We start from the raw sequence: 16218 nt of genomic DNA, 5'->3' as shown, positions 1-16218 counted from the left end.
GTAGGGTTTGTTTTTTTGGGGGAAAGTGTGTTTTGAAGTGATTTGTTGTGTTTGTTTGTATTGGATGGTCCGGCGCGGCATCGGACAGCAGCGTCGCGCCCACGAGTGGACGGCGGTTGCCTTTGGCGCGCACCCAGCCCCGGAGGGTGATGGGTCCCTCGCCCTCCCCCGCATCCGCCACGGCGACCACCGGGGCCTCGAAGCGGTACTCGAAGAACAGACGCACGGCCACGGGTTGGCCATCCATCGTGGCGGGAGCGAAGCGCAGGCGCGGCGCGGCGTGCAGCGCGGCCTCGTCCAACAGCGGATGCACCCCAGTGACGAGCGTCGCCGAGTCCACCTCGCCCGCGTCATTCACCAGCAACTCCAGACGCACCGTGCCCCCCACCGCCTCCGCCGCGAGCGCGGGAGGGTACGGCGCGGGTGAATCCTCCAGGAGCACGGGGGGCACGAGCGCCCCCGTCGTCACACCCGCGTCCACCGAGTCGCCCGCCGCCGCCCAGCCCGCGTCCGTGCGCTGAACGTCCACCTCCACCGCCGAGCCCGCATCCGCGCCGCCCGCCTCCGCGCGCGCGCCGGCCGCCCACAACCCCAGCCACACCCCGAGCGCCAGCGCCCCCCCGCGCCAGGACATCCTCGCCTGTCCCCTCATGTCGTCAGGTGTCCCATGCCCCGGCCCTGCGCGCATGAGGCCAGGGGCAGGGCACCGCTGACAAGGGGAACACACACGCCCTGTCTGTCTGCGGGCCGCCATTCACTGCTCAACACCTGGCAGGCCCTCCCGTCCACCACTGGAGAGAGCACCCGTTCCTTGGGGCGGGAGGACGCGCCCGGGGCCGCTCCACACCTTGCGTTCGACTTCCCCCCTAAACCGGAACTTCATGAGACTCCCGCGCCCCCTCCCATTCCTTCCGGCTCAGAACTGCTCGCGGTGAGGACGCCATGATTCCTCCCCCCGGCCTGGGCCACCTGCCGCGAGGCATGGTGGCGCCCACGGTCTGCAGCCTCCTATTGCTTGCGGGGCTCGTGCCGTTGTCCGTCGCGGGCGCGGGTGACCGTGATGCCCCGGACACCCTCATCCTGGACGGGCCTCCGGAACAGAGCCTCACGCCCACCGCGGACTTCCGCTTCGACTCCAACGCGGCGCAGCCCCGCTATCGCTGCGCCCTGGACGGCGCGGCCTTCCAGTCCTGTGGTCCCACCTTTCATCTGGGGAACCTCCCGCCGGGAGACCACGAGCTGTCCGTGTATGTCATTGACCTCGCCACGGGGCGCTATGATCGCTCGCTCGCGACGTGGGCCTGGGTGGTCCAAGACCCGAACCCCGCGGTGGGAGGCAGTGGCCCTTGAGCCTCATCGGCGCGGGGGGAGGATGGCCGAGGCCACCAGCGTCACCAGCTTGAGCTGGTGGCGAGGCAGACGGCGCAGGGTGCGCAGCAGCCGCCGCATCTCCGGGAGATGATCCTTGTCGGGAGAGTCCTCCTCCCAGACGGCGGCGCCCGCCGCGGCCGCCGTGACGAGCCCCATGGACACGTCCGCGGACAGCTGGAGCGCCAGGCACAGGCGGAACAGCGTGGGCACGCTGGGCATCATCTTCCCGCGCTCGAGCCGCCCATAGACCTCCGAGGCGATGCCGATGCGGTCCGCGACGTCCGCCTGGGTCAACCCGGCGCGCATGCGCGCGGCCTTGGCGGCCACGCCCACGCTGAGGGACAGCTTCCGCTCGATTCGCCGCCGGGCGAGCTCCGGCGCGGGCACCTTCCGGCTCCGGGCGGGGCGGAGACGGCTGGGGGCGACAAGACCTTCGGGGTGGGTTCTCACCACATCAACCTTGCGCGTGTGGCCCGGCGAGGGACCCGCGCCCTCGCGGACCTCCCGCCGGCCGGTCAGTTCCCGGCCGTTATAACCCACCACGTCATCTGAACCTATGCCGATACGGCAGGTTGTCTCCCTTTTCCGGAGACCAACCCAGGGCGACATGGACACACTCCAACACACACCCCTTCACAGGAGGCGCCACGATGCGCCGAGGCACGGGACGGACACCCGCCCAAAGCCTCGCATCGCGGAGTGGCGGGCTGCGCGACGAACTCAGAGAACCGCCATGGCCTCGACAGACAGTCCTCTGCGCACGAATCGAGACCTCTCCCTCTGAACGTGGTGACGCTGCATCTTGAGCAGACCGTCCTTGCGGATCCGCTCCACGTTCGCCTCGGGAGTCCCGTGATAGAGCACCGCGGGTGGAACCGCCGCGGGATAGGCCAGGTCGATGGCCACCGAGTGCCCCTGATTCGCCCGGATGCGCAGCCCATCCTCGCTGACGGCGAATTGGCGCTTCGCGCTGGATGCGGCAATCCGCTCGACCCAGCCCTGCGCATCCAAATGGACGCCCACCTGCTCAGGCTGGTGCCGAAGAATGAGGCTCAGGAATTTGCTCAACGCGGTCAGGCGCCGGTCACTCAGGGTGTGCCCAGCCTCTCCGGTCCGTCCCTGCCAAACGGAGCACGACGCCCGCTGCCCCAGTGGGCCAGGAGCCGTGCGGTCCGCTGCGCACTTCCCCTGCGCCATGACGGGCCCTGGCCCCGCACGAAGCGCTTCTCATCCGGCGGGGGACGGCCCAGGATGACACAGGATGTCTCCTCGCGCCGCTCCTCGACCCCGCTGTGAACGCTGCAACCTCGCGACGCACTTGTGCCTGTGCGCCGAGATCCCCCGCGTCGAGACGCGCACCCGCTTCATCCTCGTGATGCACTCGCTGGAGCTTCGCAAGAAGAGCAACACGGGGGGATTGGCCGCGCTCGCGCTCACCAACTCCGCGCTCATCACCCACGGCGCCCCCACGGAGTTCCTCGACGTCGCGGCCCTGTCCGAGCCCGGCACGTGGCTGCTCTTCCCCGACGGCCCCACCCCGCCCCTGGATGCCCCCGCCCCCCGGCAGCTCGTGGTGCTGGACGGGAGCTGGTCCCAAGCACGGCGGATGACGCAACGACTGCCCATGCTGCGCACCCTGCCCCGGCTGGTGCTACCGCCGCCGCCCGCGGGGATGCTCCGACTGCGCGAGACCTCGCACCCCGCCGGGATGTCCACGCTGGACGCCATCGCCCGCGCCGTGGAGCTGCTCGAAGGCCCCGAGGTCGCCGCGCCCATGGCCCGGCTCGCCGAGCTGCGGGTGAAGCGCATCGCCGACTGCGGCTCGCTGAGCTGAGTCCTGGCCGGATCGCAATCTTCTCCAAGCCAGTTGGACCGCTGAGCGATTGGCTTGCCGCCACCGCACCCGGGTCATAGGTTTGCTGGCGGATGCAGGTATCGACCGTTCTGAAGCTCGAGTCTCTCCGGATCTCCGACTGTCGGTGCAGCGCCGGCCCCGATGACGCGCCCTTCACGGAGATGCACCGCAATTTCTCCGTGGCCTACGTCCGCCGCGGCACGTTCAGCTACCAGACGCAGGGCGAGTCCTTCGAGTTGGTGAGCGGCTCGCTGCTCGTGGGCAGCCCCGGCGACGAGTACCGGTGCGCGCACGAGCACACGCGCGGAGACGAGTGCCTCTCGTTCCACCTGGCCCCCACGCTGCTCGACGAGATGGGGATCCGCCCCGAGGTCTGGCAGGCCGGGGGCGTCCCGCCCCTTCCCGAGATGATGGTGCTCGGAGAGCTGGCACAGGCCACCGCCGAGAAGCGCAGCGACGTGGGCATGGACGAGGTCGGCATGGTGTTCGCGTCGCGCTTCGCCGAGGTCACCTCGGGGCGCGTCCACAAGGCTCCCTCCGCGCGGGCGCTGGACCGTCGCCGCGTGGTGGAGGCGGCGCTCTGGATGGACACGCATTCACACGAGCCCATCGACCTGGAGACGACGGCTCTGGAGGTCGGGCTCAGCGCCTTCCACTTCCTGCGGCTGTTCTCCAAGGTGGTGGGCGTGACGCCCCACCAGTACCTGCTGCGGTCGCGGCTGCGGCACGCCGCGCGCCTGCTCGCGGACGACACGCGCACCATCACGGACGTCGCCTTCGATGTTGGCTTTGGTGACCTCTCCAACTTCGTGCGGACCTTCCACCGCGCGGCGGGCGTGTCTCCGGGAAGATTCCGACAGACGGCGCGCGGCGAGCGCAAGCTCCTCCAAGAGCGCCTCACCCTTCCGCCCGTGAGATGAAAATCCAGGCGCGTTGGCCCGCACGAGGGCCTCTCCGGACGGAGCCCTCGCCCTGAAGTGCGGAGCCGTTGAAACGCAGCCGGGCCTCCCTAGGTTCCGCCCTCCTCATTCCCAAGGAAGGCCCCATGACTCGACGTTTCCTGCCATCCCTGCTGGCGATGGTCGCGCTCTGCGCATGCCTTTACTCCGGCGCCAGCTCCGCGCAGAACGCGCAGTCCGGAACCATCAGCGACGGTGACTTCATCACCGTCCCCTCCGGCACGACGAGTGATTGGGCGCTCCTCGTGGCCCCACGCGAGATGGGCTTCGAGGAACCGGGCTCCGAGAGGGACAACGCCCTGCTGCGCATCGAGTGCTACGCGGTGCCCATCAACGCGTACACCTGGCGCGTCGTCGCGCGCTTCAAGATGCGCCCCTGGAGCAACGCGGATGGCTATTGGAACGCCGGCTCCGCCAGCTACGTGCTCGTCCACAAGTAGCGAGGCGGCGCACCGCGCCGGGTGATCGCAACTTCCTCCAAGAGCGCCTCCCCCCGCATCCGTACCCTGTGGGTCTCTCTCAACAGGAGACCCACGTGTTCGACCACATCGGATTGAAGGTGAAGGACCTGGATGCCAGCGTGCGCTTCTACACCGCCGCGCTCGCCCCTCTGGGGTACGTGCTGTGCTCGCGCGACGCCTCCAGCGCGGGCTTCGGGCCCCAGGGCGAGCCCGCGCTGTGGCTGTATGAGACGCCGGGCCTGAAGAATTCGGGAACGCACGTGGCCTTCCCGGCCACGAAGCGCGCCCCGGTGGACCAGTTCCACGCGAGCGGCCTCTCGGCGGGCGGCACCGACAACGGCCTCCCCGGCCTGCGCGCCGACTACAGCCCCTCGTACTACGCCGCGTTCCTCAAGGACCCGGACGGCAACAACATCGAGGCGGTCTGCCTGAAGTAATGCCAACCACCGGCCTCGGCGAGCTCCCCCTCGCCGAGGCCGTGAGCGTGGCCATTCGACCCCTGTCTCCGCGCCCTCAGGGAAATCACTTACCCAAGGCCCAGGGCAGCCCACACCGATGGCGCGGCGTCCACCTGCCCCGACAGTCAAAATGACAGCCATCTGATTCCCAGAGCACATTCGCCACTATTTGACTAAAGACATCATGCATGGGATGTGATTGTCGCCTCATTCCCTGCGGGGCGGGCGGGGATCCCCTTCACATCCAGACGCGGCAGCCGCGCTCGGCCCCATTCTATTCCTCACACGGCGGATTCCACGGGAATACCAATGGACAAGAATTCTTCAGAGAATGACAACCGGGTCCGGAAGATCATCATCGTCGGCGGCGGAAGCTCCGGCTGGATGGCGGCCGCCTACCTGCACAAGGCCCTGAACTTCAACGTCGACATCACCCTCATCGAATCCCCTCGCATCCCCCGGATTGGCGTGGGCGAGGCCACCATTCCTACCATCAAGGAGGAGCTGTTCGATTTCCTACAGATTCCTGAAGAGGAATGGATGTCTGAATGCAAGGCCACCTACAAGCTGGGCATCCGATTCCAGAATTGGAAGAAGCCCGCCTCGCAGGGCGGCGACCATTACTATCACAACTTTGGAGAGATGCCGGAGGTGAAGGGCATCCCGCTCTCTCACATCTGGATGTATGGCCGGCAGCGGCAGGGTCGAACCGACTCCATGGAGTACGCCTGCTACCCCACGTCTCCCATTTGTGATGCGTTGAAGTCGCCCCGGTTCATGGATGGCAGCAAGGCCGTCCATTATGCCTATCACTTCGACGCGCTCTTGATGGCCAACTACCTCAAGAAGTGGTCCATCGAGCGAGGTCTCACCTACATCAGCGACGACATCGTCGAGACCCCGCTCACCGAGGACGGCAGCATCAAGTGCCTCAAGGGCGAGAGCGGCCGGGTCTACGAGGCGGACCTCTACATCGACTGCAGCGGCTTCGCGGGGCTGCTCATCGAGAAGGCCCTGGGCGAGCCCAAGATCACCTTCCACGACAGCCTGCTCACGGACCGCGCCGTCGCCGTCAACATCCCGTCGGACTCGGCGACCGAGGGCATCCGCCCCTATACGACCGCGAGCGCCTTCAGCTCCGGGTGGACCTGGGAGATTCCGCTCTACGGTCGCTCGGGCAACGGGTATGTCTATTCCAGCGCATTCCAGACCCCCGAGGAGGCCGAGCGCGAGGTGCGCGCCTGGTTTGGAAAGAAGGTCGACAACCTCGACGTGCGCCACATCAAGTTCGTCTCCGGCCGCCGTCGTCGCTCCTGGGTCAAGAATTGCGTCAGCTTCGGACTGGCGAGCAGCTTCCTGGAGCCGCTGGAGTCCACGGGCCTGTACTTCGTGTACGCCGCGCTCTACCAGCTCGTCGCCTGCTTCCCGAACAAGCAGATCGAACCCGCCCTGCGCGACAAGTTCAACGAGCGCGTCTCCTACATGGTGGACGACGTGCGCGACTTCATCGTGCTGCACTTCTGCACGTCGCCCCGCACCGACACGCCCTACTGGCGGGCCAACCAGAACGAGCTCAAGCTCCCCGAGACGCTCAAGGAGGTCCTGGAGCTCCAGCGGGCGGGCATCCCCATCCGCAAGAGCTACGCCTCGAACGAAGCGCTCTACGCCTCGTTCGAAGCGGGCTTCGACCGCTTCTGGACCAACAGCAACTTCCAATCCATCTTCGCGGGCGTGGGCTACCTGCCTCGGCAGCCCATGCCGCTGCTCCAGCACCGCCCCGACATCCTCGCGGAGGCGGAGCGCGTGTTCGACGACGTCCGGAAGAAGACCTCCCAGATGATGTCGCGGCTGCCTTCGCAGTACGACTACCTGACCGCGCTGTACGCGCGCGGGGCGCGTCCCATGGAGGAGGCCAGCCGGCAGAAGGCCAGCTGACCGCCCCCCGCGCGGCCTCAGCCGTGCGCACTCCTCCGCGGGTCCGCACGGCTGTCACGCATGGGGCTGGGCTGCTCCTGCGCGACCTTGTTCACCCAGCGCCGATAGAACGCGCGGTACTTCAGGATGAGCTGGTCGTACTTGCTGAAGGCCCCGCCCGCGTCTGACTTCATGTTGTTCCAGATGGCCACGTCGTAGCCCGCGGCCCCCCAGGTCTGGAGGCCGAAGAGGACGAAGTTGGCCGCGCTGCGCGCCACCCCGCTCCCCTTCTTGATGGCCAGCAGCATGTGCATCACGGTCTCGTCCTTGTCCACGGGCGTGACGCACTGGAGCAGGCGGTACTTCATGTCGCCATCCAGGCTGACCGTCATGATGCAGCCTCCCGGATAGCCATCGAAGTGGAGGTTCATCCGGCTCATGTTGAGGCCCAGCGCCCGCGAGACGATGCCCACGGGGCCGAAGTAGCGCTCCACGTGGAAGTCGATGCCCGCGCCAAACCAGGCGCCCTCCCGAGCCAGCCCCTCCTGCCCTGGCGGCGGGTTCGACTCGTCATCCAGCTTCAGCTCGAAGGCCGTGATGGGCAGCTGGTGCACCGGGGCCGCGTGCTGCGCGTCATAGAAGTTCTCGATGATGCGCAGCACCGAGGTCCGCGTCTCATACGCGAAGCTCAAGCGCATGAAGTCCCGAGGGCTCTCCGCCTCCGCCATCTCGGGCACGGGGAACAGCGGCACCTGGGTGCCATACCAGACCCAGACAAAGCCATACCGCTCGGTGGTGGGGTAGACCGCCTGACGGGCCGTGGGCGGAATGGGCTCCAGCCGAGGCACCGCCGTGCTGTGCCCCGGCACGTGGCTGCACGCACCGGTGCTGTCATAGCGCCAGTTGTGGAAGGGACATTGAATGCATCCCTCCACCACCTTGCCCTTCGCGAGGCTCGCCCCCAGGTGCGAGCAATAGCGCTCCATGACCACCGGCTGGCCGGACGCATTGCGCCAGGCCACGAGCGGTTGCCCGAAGAGCTTGATGGCCACGGGCTTGTCCTTCAATGCATCCGACCGCATGGCGACGTACCAGCTCGCCGCGGTCTGGCCGGTGAGGTCGTTCACCCCCAGGGCCGGTCGGATGCGCTCCTGCTCCAGGCGAATGTCGCCGCTCATGTGTCTCACTCCCGCGAGTTCGTGATGGCCCTGCCCACCCCATGCGCTGGCCGCGCGCGCCTACTTCAGCGCGAGCTCCAAGCGGTGCCCGACGTAGGACTTCAACAGCGAGAACATGGGGTTGTAATCGAAGTACTTCTGCACCTCGGGCGGCGCGCCTCGCTGGGTCCAGTTCAGGAGCCGCAGGGCGGGCACGAGGCTGTATTTGGAGTTGTTGAGGTGCCGGTTGGCGCCGGTGATGCAGTAGCCGAAGCTGAAGAGCGGACGCGCGAACTCCTCCTTCTCAATCAGCTCGTGGATGCGGGCCGCGGCCTCCTTCGGGGACTTGCGCTTCTCCGAGACGGCGTCCACCTCGGCCTTTGCCGCGTCGAACAAGCGGCAATAGTCATCCATGTCCGCGCACAGGTAGCCCAGGTGCGGCGGGTTGTCGTCCAGGTGGTCCAGGTGGGCCTCGTTACGGTCCTCCTTGAACCGCGCGTGCGCCTGAATGAGCCGGAACTGTCCGAGCATCGTGCCCACCGCCCACAGCCGGTGGAAAGCGTCCCAGAGTTCGAAGTCGGAGAAGGCCGTGTAACAGCAGCTCACGAAGTCGTCGTTGTGCTCCAGGAGCTTCTGCTGCAACCGGTCGATGTACTCGAAGCGCTCCGGCGAGAAGTCGTCGTCGCGCAGCGCCTTGATGAGGCGCGCCGCCAGCGCGTGGATGGCCACCGACGTGTTCTCCAACCCGCGCGAGAAGAGCGGATCAATGAACCCCGCCGCGTGGAGCATCAGGCAGTAGCGGTCGCCCACGGTCGTCTTGGACGAGTACTGCAACCGGTCCGACTTCACCCAATCGCGCACCGGACGCGCGTCCTTGAACTGCGCGGCGATGGTGGGGAAGCGCGCGAGGAACTCGTCGAACTCCTGCTGCGCGGAGATGTCCGTCTTCGGGTGGACGCGGGGGTCCAGCTGCAAGCCCACGCTGACCAGCCCGTTGGTGGCGCGCGGGTGGTTGTTGAAGGGAATCACCCACAGCCAGCCGCCGTGGAACATGTGGTGCAGCGTGCCCTCGTGCCAGCGCCAGCGCTGCCCCTTGGGCTTGAAGATGTCATCGAAGGGCTTCACCCCCACCATGTGCGTGTAGAGGGTGCGCGAGTGGGTCCGGTAGCGGCAGGGCTCCTCGCGCAGGCCGAACTTCAACGCCAGCGGGGCGCGGGGGCCACCACAGTCAATCATGTACCGCCCGGTGTAGCGCTCGCCCTGGGTGGTGGTGACGGCCACGCCTGTCTTGCTCAGGTCGTAGTCCTTGATGGTGGTCTTCTGCTTGACCGTGCACCCGTAGCGGATGGCCGCATGCATCAGATAGGCATCCACGTCCTGGCGGTAGAAGTGGCTCTCCGGCCCCCAGGGCAGCTCGGGGATGACGCACTGGGTGAAGTGCGTGGGATTGTGCTCCTCGTTCGGCTTGTGGAAGACGAAGCCGAAGTTGCGCTTGATGCCGGTGCTCGAGGAGACCTTCTTGAAGGTTGAATAGAACGACGTGATGTCCTGGATTTCGGGCACGCCGTAGCGGTCCGCGATGATGCGGTTCATCAGCGACGTCTCGGGGATGGAGGACTCGCCAATGGTGAAGCGCGGGTGGGTCGCCTCCTCGACGATGAGCACCCGAAAGCCCTGCCGGCCGAGGATGGCGCCCATCTGGCTGCCGGACATCCCCGAGCCCAGGATGATGACGTCGTAGTGATTGCTGTCTCGAACCTCATTGACCGTCGATTTCATGGCCGCATTTCTCCCAGAGATGGGACGTCGAGCTGCTGAGGAGTGAGCGCCGCGGGCTCAGCGCGCGTTGCGCTTCAAGGGGGGCTCTTCGCTCACCGCGGGCGCTCGCAAGGCCAGGGTCAGCCGCAGCCGGGCCTCTCGGGTCAACGCGAGGAGTTCATCGAGCATGCTGGGCGCGTAGCCACCGCTGCCCACGGAGTGGGCCTCGCGCTCCGCCAGATAGGCCTGCTCCGCCAGCTTCACGTGCGGAGCCCGGAAGCGCAGCAGCACGTCGAAAATCTTGTCGAGTGCCTTCAAGCCCGCCCGATGGCGCTCCGTCAGCGCGGGAGGCGAGCCCACCTGCTCCAGCACGCGATCCAACACCGAGGGCTGGTGGAGGAACTGGCGGTAGATGTCCCGGAAGCGAGGGAGCACGTAGGGCAGGTACGTCTCCTTGAAGTCCTTGTAGTTCGCGTGCTCCGAGCGAGCGCCCCACAGGACGTGCTCCAGCACGAAGAGGGGCATCTCCACGGCGCCGGGGCCCAGGTAGGACTGTCCCCCCACGCGGATGGGCTCGTAGTAGGGCCGCAGCTCGTGCATGAAGTTGCGCGGCGAGATGTTGCGGTACGCGTAGACGATGGAGTCCACCATCTTCTTGAGCAGCTCCGTGATCTCGTCGCAGCGGGGCGCGAACTCGGCGGAGTCGAGCGACACGTCGTGGAGGTCCACCGTGCGGAGGATCGCGGCATCCAGCGCCGCCATGGAGATGCGCACGCTCTCCAGCAGGTGAATCTCATCGGCGCAGGTGGTGTACCGGCGCTCCAGGTGGTCCGCGGACGGGTTCCACACCGTCACGTGGAGCAGGGTCTCTCTCGGGGGGAGCTGTGTCGTCCGCGCGAGGGCGAGCAGGATGGGCTCCAGCCCAGGGACCACCTCGACGGGCTCGTGCCCATGTCGCTTGAGCGACCCGAGGAAGAAGCCAATGTCACGCATGGCCGCCGCGGCATCGAGGAACTCCCACCGCTCGGCCAACTCCAGCTTCGGAAGGAGGCCCTGGAGCAACGCCAGAACCCCCGGCACGTCACGCTGCTGATTGAGGACGGGCAGGCGACGCAAGGTCGCCACCGCATTGAGAGGATCCAGTGCGGCAACCATCTCATGCGTGAAATTGGAATTCTGTCCTGGATTCATGAATGGCAACCTCAAGGAATCCCCCGCCGAGTCCCGTGTCCAGACCCTAACATATATCTTTCACATACCAAACCTGCCCGACATGCCCTGGACACATCCAGGCGATCGTCAAACTTCCACATTGGCAGGAATTTCCACCCAAACCCTTGCGGGCCTCGCGCGGCGCAAGGGTCTAATAGAGCCAGTGATGAACGGCAGGCAAAAGCGAACACTCCGCTCCCTTTGCCTTCTGTCTTCCTACCAACACCCGCCGGCACTGTTGGCCATCCCCAGACAATCGCCATGGGACCGGAGGGCCGGATTGTGCGCCAGTCAACCTTTGCGGGAAGTCCGGGCGCCCCCATGCCACACATTGGCAACCCGGACGAATTTCCTTGCCAGACAGCGCGCCTGGCCCTCGGTCACGACCACGTGACGCACTGCCGGGCAAGGAATGGGCATGTCGCCCGGCATCGCACCTCAAACCCTTCCATCACGGCCGCCCTCGGCGAGGGCGGTGGGGTCAGGGCATCCGCGTGTCGGTCGCGACCCAGTTCAGCTCCCAGGACTTGCCGCCATCGTCGGAGAAGGCCTGTTCGAAGCGGATCGTATTGGCATCGACCGGGATGATCTCAAAGCGAACGAGGACGTTGCGCCCGTCGAACTCCTCCTGGTCCTGGAACTCTCCCCGGCCGCCCTTGAAGCTCCCCAGCATGGGCGGGGTGAGGGTGCCGCCCTTCACGTTGGCGTAGTTGAGGCTCCATTGGCGGGACTGCGGGTTGTAGAGCCGCAGGTTGAGTCCTTCGAAATGCCCCGTGGGTCCATCCACGACGAGTTCGACCAGATTGGCCCGGCCATTCCAGACCGGGCGAACGACGGTGGTGCCGTCATACTCGGTCCACTCGTTGGAGCCGGACAGGGGATGGAGGCGGCGCTTCAGGTGTGTCCTCCAGGTCCCTATCTCGAAGTCGAAGTCATGGTTTCGGTCGTCGCGGGCCTGCGCCTCGGTCGTGGGGTTCGGGACGTGGGAGCATGCGGGGAGCGCCAGACAGGCGCACAGGGCACTGGCGAACCAGCGCGTTGAGGAAGGGCGTGCAGGATGGTCCATGGCATTCTCGAGGTGAGTGTGAAGCGCCAGGACCCTAGGGAGCCCCGATGAACCACCACAAGAACGCACCTGAAGGTGCGTATCCCCGAGCCGCGCGGCGCAACCCCTTGGAGGAATGCCCGCTGACCGCGACGCTCGCGGCGGTGGGCGGCAAGTGGAAGCTGACCCTCATCTACTGGCTCGCGCATGAGGAGCATCACTTCTCGGGCCTGCTGCGCCGAGCCGCGCCCATCTCCCACAAGGTCCTGACGGAGCAGCTGCGCGAACTGGAAACCGACGGCCTCGTGGAGCGGGAGGAGACGGGGCCCGTGCCCACCCCGGTGCGCTATCACCTCACGGAGTACGGCCGCACGGCGCTCCCGCTGGTGGAGTGCGCCCGCGTCTGGGGCTTGCAGCATCTGGAGCGCCGAGGCGGACGGCGCACACCCGGGACCTCTGCGCTGAGTTGCTCCAACGTGACCGCCACCGGCGGCGTCCTGGACTGATGCACGCGCGGCGGTGACGCCTACGCCCCCTTCAGCTCGACGGTGTTGCCCTCGGGATCCTGGAGATAGAACGAGCGGCCCTCACCGGTCGCGCCATACCGCTCCCCCGGCGCGAAGATGGCGACGCCTTGCGCCTCCAGATGAGCGCGAATGGAGTCCTCGTCGAACGGCCGCACGGTGAGGCAGAAGTGGTCGACGTTGCGGCCCTCGCGCCCAGGCGCCGCGCCGCCCGCGCCCCCCAGCTTTCCATCCAGGGACACCAGGTCGATCAACGCCGTGCCCGCGCGCAGGTGCGTGAGGCCCAGATGCGGCACCACGCGGTCCACGGCGCAGCCCAGCACGTCCCGATAGAACGTGGTCATCCGCTCCAAGTCCACGACTCGCAGCACGAGGTGATCCACGGTCACAGGCTGGAAAGGGCGCGGACTCATCTTCAAAACTCCGTTATCTTGAGGTCGAGACAGTATGCCTCGAAGTATCTCGACGTCAAGACATCGAGAATCCAGCCATGAGCAAGACAGCCGAAGACCATGTCGACCGCCTGCGGGCCCAGTGGGCGAGGGAGCTGCCCGGGCTGGACACCCAGGGCATGGAGATACTGGGGCGAGCCCGGCGCATCACCCTGAGGGTACGTCCCGCCATTGAAGCGGTGTTCGAGGAGTACGCGCTGGACACGGGCGAGTTCGACGTCGTGTCCACGCTGCTGCGCGCGGGACCGCCCTACCGCATGCGCCCGACCGAACTCTACAAGTCGCTGATGATCTCCTCCGGAGGACTGACCGACCGACTGACCCGACTGACCCGAGCGGGACTGATTCGTCGCGCGGAGGCAGAGGGGGACGCCAGGAGCATTCCCGTGGAGCTGACGCCCGAGGGCCGAGCCCGCACCGAAGCAGCGTTCCGAGCCGACATGGCCGTCGAGGCCAGGCTGCTCAAGGGCCTGTCGAAGAACGACCGAACAACCCTCGCAACGCTCCTGCGAAAGCTGGCCGTGAGCCTGGAGGAATCCGCGAGGGAGGACTGACGTATTTGCCCAGGCTCTTCCGAAACGCGCATTCATCACGAGCACACAATGCCCATGGTTCGCTGTCCACACCATGAGTTGGAGGATGTACAGGTCGCCTGTGAGCATGTTGCGAGCGCGATGGAGCTGAATCAATTCATCCCCGTCCACATCCGCGTGGATGGATGGGGAATGCCCCTGTTGCTCTGTGATTCCTGCCGAGCCATCGCCCTGGAGAACCTCCGGGCAAGGGCCACCCCTCAAGGAAATGGGTACGACTTGGATTGGGGAGCGGACCCGAGCGGCGACTGCGTGCGGTGCGCGAACGACTGGTTCTCCAGACACGGGCAGGGCGACCTTGAGACGTGGGTCACCCAAGCCAGACGAACCGCTGGCTTCAAGGCGTCAGGCAGGTGAGCGGCTACACCACGGTCGTGTCCTGCTACTGAGCCCGGGGGCGAAGCACTGTCCTCAAGGAGACAGCACTTCGCCCGCGCGTCGTGCTCCGAGGGCAGGGTGTTGGCCATAGACTGGCAATCAGACCGTATCACGCACAGGTGGGCGGTCGGACCGACGTCCCTTGGCGCGAATGGCATGCAAGGTCTGAAAATCCAAGCACTCGCCGGCCCCACTCAAAGACTGGAGTATCGAAGCCATGAAACGAATCAACTCACCCATCAACACGCCTACCAGCCCTCGTCCCACCGCTCGCCCAGAAGTACGGTCTCCCACGCCGAGCCGAGCCACGACGCCGCCCGCCCCCTCAAACGTCGCCACCCAGAGCGGGCCCTCCGGACCGAGCCCCTCAAATCCCGCCCCAGCCGTCCTCCAAGCCCATCAGGGCATCAGCACCTTCACCCCTCCGGCGACCACCTCCACGCAGGCCGCGAGCAACCAGCCCCCGCGCACCACCCATTCGCAGGGTCGCTGCCCCTCGCTTGCCACGCCCCCCGCCAACCCTGCACGCCCCCCACGTCCGCCCCCACCGCTCAACCTGGACAATGCCGCATGCCTCACCCATGGCATGGCTCCGGAGCATGTAGCGAGTGCTCTCGAGCAGAAACAGCTCACCTCCGCCTATCATCGGGAGGGCCCGGAGGGCCGCTACTCACGCCCTGCGGATAAGAACGGCGGTGGCGCCCTGGCCGTCTACACGCGCGCCGTGGGAACGCAGCAATCCGCCTGGCCCGCCAAGGGATATGGCGTGGGGAGCAATGACAGCCGAGTGCAGTTGATCCTCAGTCCCAATGTACTGCAAACCCCCAATCATGGGTGGCGAGCGTCCTCCACGGACAACGGCGGTCTCGTCCCTGGCGCGACAAAGAATGACCAGGTCGGACTCCCTCAAGGGGATCCCCTCAAGAGGACCAAGCAACTGTGGGGAAAACAGACCGAGTCGGGCCGCAACGGAGCCTTCAACGCCACCGTGAACAATTCGTCCATTCAGGCAAACAATGAGCAACTGCACTGGGAGAAGGTCCCCCTCGAAGGAAACCTCAAGGGAATGGTGGTGACGTCCCCGGCCAGCTTCGAAACCTTGATGAAGCAGAAGGGCGCGCAGCAGACAGAAGGCGTGCCTGGACGGGGCACTATCCAATTCGGGAGCCAGAACGTTCCCGTCGTCCTCGCCGCGAAAAACTCCTCGCTTCTCTCCACCCTGCAGAGCACGGGCATCGCGGATGACAATGGACGCGTCCGCTAAAGGGCAAAGCCGGAAAGTCCCTCTTATGCACCAACGCTGTCTTCAGAGTGGAGAACCCGCTCTCCACTGCAGCGTTGTCCCTGCAGTTTCCCTCGAAGCGCATGCCGTAACGGATGCCCGAGGGCAGCCATGACGGAATCGCAGCCTGTCTGACACGTGCATTCCCACCCAGAACACGCTGAGGGATGTGCCACACACCGAGGCCATCAGGACGAAGTCTGCCCCACAGGAACCGAGCTGACGGGATGGTTACATGATGGTCGTGTACTGTTTCTTGATGACGCCAGGAATGTTGGCGAGTTGGAGCGTCCGTCCGCCCACGGTCACCGTGCCCTCGAAGAGGCCCACGGGCAGCTCGAACCGACTGCGGCAGAGGGGCTCCTCGCGGTTCTCGGAATGGACATGGATGGGCTGGAAACACAGGTCCACCGAGCCATCCACGGCCCTCACCCGCCATGGGGACAGCAACTGCATGTCGAGGTACTCGAAGGTGACGGGAGCCAGAGGGTAGGCGCTGTCCCCCAGCCACAGCGCGTTCTCATTCGCCACGGACCCCTCCGGCATGAAGTCCTCCCGGAGGTTGAGTCCCAAAGGCGTCCCATCCGCCAGTCGTCCGGTGGCAAAGGCCCAGCGCCACGCCGAGTGGGGCGTCAGGCTGTACTGCGTGTAATCGATACCACCCAGGCCGCTCTCTAGGGGCTGTCCCTGATTAATGCAGCCACAGAGTCATGGCCGCGACGTGGAGGACGGCGAGGTAGCAGGTCGCCGTCTTGTCGTAGCGGGTGGCGACGGCGCGGCATCGCTTGAGGTCGTGGAA

The 16218-nt window shown here is 66.3% G+C and carries 18 protein-coding genes; 9 read left to right on the top strand and 9 right to left on the bottom strand.

Going from position 1 to position 16218, the window contains the following annotated elements:
* A partial coding sequence (locus KRR26_RS35390; protein ID WP_217082041.1) for an energy transducer TonB occupies window positions 1–634 on the bottom strand: 634 nt, incomplete at its 3' end.
* Window positions 635–942: 308 nt separating this feature from the next.
* On the opposite strand from KRR26_RS35390, the gene KRR26_RS35385 reads away from it, so the two are divergent.
* On the top strand, window positions 943–1350 hold the full coding sequence (locus KRR26_RS35385) for a hypothetical protein (protein WP_120206189.1): 408 nt from the start codon (window positions 943–945) through the stop codon (window positions 1348–1350).
* A gap of 3 nt (window positions 1351–1353) precedes the next feature.
* Here the strand turns inward: KRR26_RS35385 and KRR26_RS37205 are convergent, their stop codons facing one another.
* Together KRR26_RS37205 and KRR26_RS35375 are read right to left on the bottom strand one after the other, a co-directional pair.
* Window positions 1354–1758, bottom strand: a complete 405-nt coding sequence (locus KRR26_RS37205) for a helix-turn-helix transcriptional regulator (protein ID WP_321202768.1) — start codon at window positions 1756–1758, stop codon at window positions 1354–1356.
* A gap of 333 nt (window positions 1759–2091) precedes the next feature.
* Window positions 2092–2439 (bottom strand): RNA 2'-phosphotransferase, encoded by a 348-nt coding sequence (locus KRR26_RS35375; RefSeq protein ID WP_217082040.1) that lies wholly within the window; start codon window positions 2437–2439, stop codon window positions 2092–2094.
* A gap of 193 nt (window positions 2440–2632) precedes the next feature.
* On the opposite strand from KRR26_RS35375, the gene KRR26_RS35370 reads away from it, so the two are divergent.
* The 5 genes from KRR26_RS35370 to KRR26_RS35350 all read left to right on the top strand — a co-directional run bounded on the left by KRR26_RS35370 (window position 2633) and on the right by KRR26_RS35350 (window position 7039).
* Window positions 2633–3205 carry a tRNA-uridine aminocarboxypropyltransferase gene (locus KRR26_RS35370; RefSeq protein WP_120206191.1) on the top strand — a complete coding sequence of 191 codons (573 nt, stop codon included), beginning with the start codon at window positions 2633–2635 and terminating at the stop codon, window positions 3203–3205.
* 92 nt (window positions 3206–3297) lie between these two features.
* Window positions 3298–4146: a helix-turn-helix domain-containing protein gene (locus KRR26_RS35365; protein ID WP_217082039.1), complete on the top strand. Its 849-nt coding sequence runs from the start codon at window positions 3298–3300 to the stop codon at window positions 4144–4146.
* Window positions 4147–4271: 125 nt separating this feature from the next.
* On the top strand, window positions 4272–4625 hold the full coding sequence (locus tag KRR26_RS35360; RefSeq protein WP_217082038.1) for a hypothetical protein: 354 nt from the start codon (window positions 4272–4274) through the stop codon (window positions 4623–4625).
* A 95-nt stretch (window positions 4626–4720) separates the two neighbouring features.
* Window positions 4721–5083, top strand: a complete 363-nt coding sequence (locus tag KRR26_RS35355) for a VOC family protein (protein ID WP_120206194.1) — start codon at window positions 4721–4723, stop codon at window positions 5081–5083.
* 330 nt (window positions 5084–5413) lie between these two features.
* Window positions 5414–7039 (top strand): tryptophan halogenase family protein, encoded by a 1626-nt coding sequence (locus tag KRR26_RS35350; RefSeq protein WP_217082037.1) that lies wholly within the window; start codon window positions 5414–5416, stop codon window positions 7037–7039.
* Between the two features lie 17 nt (window positions 7040–7056).
* Here the strand turns inward: KRR26_RS35350 and KRR26_RS35345 are convergent, their stop codons facing one another.
* The 4 genes from KRR26_RS35345 to KRR26_RS35330 form a co-directional block, all read right to left on the bottom strand.
* Window positions 7057–8196, bottom strand: coding sequence for a Rieske 2Fe-2S domain-containing protein (locus tag KRR26_RS35345; RefSeq protein WP_120206196.1), 1140 nt, complete (start codon window positions 8194–8196; stop codon window positions 7057–7059).
* 60 nt (window positions 8197–8256) lie between these two features.
* The gene (locus tag KRR26_RS35340; RefSeq protein ID WP_120206197.1) at window positions 8257–9954 is read right to left on the bottom strand and encodes an NAD(P)/FAD-dependent oxidoreductase; all 1698 of its coding nucleotides are present in this window, start codon (window positions 9952–9954) and stop codon (window positions 8257–8259) included.
* Window positions 9955–10011: 57 nt separating this feature from the next.
* Entirely contained in the window at window positions 10012–11088 is a 1077-nt protein-coding gene (locus tag KRR26_RS35335; RefSeq protein WP_268905930.1) for a monodechloroaminopyrrolnitrin synthase PrnB family protein, read from the bottom strand.
* 538 nt (window positions 11089–11626) lie between these two features.
* Entirely contained in the window at window positions 11627–12211 is a 585-nt protein-coding gene (locus KRR26_RS35330) for a hypothetical protein (protein WP_217082036.1), read from the bottom strand.
* Between the two features lie 47 nt (window positions 12212–12258).
* On the opposite strand from KRR26_RS35330, the gene KRR26_RS35325 reads away from it, so the two are divergent.
* Window positions 12259–12696 carry a winged helix-turn-helix transcriptional regulator gene (locus KRR26_RS35325; protein WP_217082035.1) on the top strand — a complete coding sequence of 146 codons (438 nt, stop codon included), beginning with the start codon at window positions 12259–12261 and terminating at the stop codon, window positions 12694–12696.
* Between the two features lie 20 nt (window positions 12697–12716).
* Here KRR26_RS35325 and KRR26_RS35320 read toward each other — a convergent pair whose 3' ends face one another.
* On the bottom strand, window positions 12717–13127 hold the full coding sequence (locus KRR26_RS35320; protein ID WP_217082034.1) for a VOC family protein: 411 nt from the start codon (window positions 13125–13127) through the stop codon (window positions 12717–12719).
* A gap of 77 nt (window positions 13128–13204) precedes the next feature.
* Here KRR26_RS35320 and KRR26_RS35315 point away from each other — a divergent pair, with 77 nt between their 5' ends.
* Window positions 13205–13720 carry a MarR family winged helix-turn-helix transcriptional regulator gene (locus tag KRR26_RS35315; RefSeq protein WP_120206201.1) on the top strand — a complete coding sequence of 172 codons (516 nt, stop codon included), beginning with the start codon at window positions 13205–13207 and terminating at the stop codon, window positions 13718–13720.
* A 1003-nt stretch (window positions 13721–14723) separates the two neighbouring features.
* Window positions 14724–15401 carry a hypothetical protein gene (locus KRR26_RS35310; RefSeq protein ID WP_120206202.1) on the top strand — a complete coding sequence of 226 codons (678 nt, stop codon included), beginning with the start codon at window positions 14724–14726 and terminating at the stop codon, window positions 15399–15401.
* A 249-nt stretch (window positions 15402–15650) separates the two neighbouring features.
* On the opposite strand, the gene KRR26_RS35305 is transcribed toward KRR26_RS35310, so the two are convergent.
* Window positions 15651–16085 (bottom strand): DUF2804 family protein, encoded by a 435-nt coding sequence (locus KRR26_RS35305; RefSeq protein ID WP_268905929.1) that lies wholly within the window; start codon window positions 16083–16085, stop codon window positions 15651–15653.
* Window positions 16086–16218: the final 133 nt, after the last annotated feature.

Origin of the sequence: Citreicoccus inhibens (assembly GCF_019039035.1) — a bacterium.
Taxonomy (GTDB): domain Bacteria; phylum Myxococcota; class Myxococcia; order Myxococcales; family Myxococcaceae; genus Citreicoccus; species Citreicoccus inhibens.
This window is presented reverse-complemented; position numbering and strand designations above follow the sequence as displayed.